This window comes from Pseudoalteromonas sp. 120-MNA-CIBAN-0494, assembly GCF_040308885.1.
Lineage (GTDB): Bacteria > Pseudomonadota > Gammaproteobacteria > Enterobacterales > Alteromonadaceae > Pseudoalteromonas > Pseudoalteromonas nigrifaciens.
In genome coordinates this window covers 1-260 of sequence record NZ_JBEOOE010000180.1, presented here as the reverse complement: position 1 = coordinate 260, position 260 = coordinate 1, and the positions used below count along the sequence as shown (strand labels likewise).

The window sequence follows — 260 nt, the reverse complement described above, 5'->3', positions numbered from 1 at the left end:
ACCTTCAGCTTTGGTGTCATCGGTTTCATTTTCTGATGCGGTATCTTCAGTGTCAGTGCTTGACTCATCCGTTTCATTGGCAACATCAGCGTTAGCAACGACAGTTTCACTGTTAGTGTTAACGTCGGCTTCAATTGCTTCCGCTTTACCTTCAGCGACATCAGTCGTGTCGGTGTTAACTGGCTCAGTAGTCGTAACGTTTGTTACTTCAGTCGCTTGAGTGATAACGCTCTCTGCTGGTGTTTCAGTCGTTTGTTCAG

The 260-nt window shown here is 46.2% G+C and carries 1 protein-coding gene; it reads right to left on the bottom strand.

What is annotated here, in order from left to right; genetic code table 11:
- On the bottom strand, positions 1 to 260 hold a 260-nt coding region (locus tag AAEY55_RS18440; RefSeq protein WP_407072715.1), incomplete at both ends, for a hypothetical protein.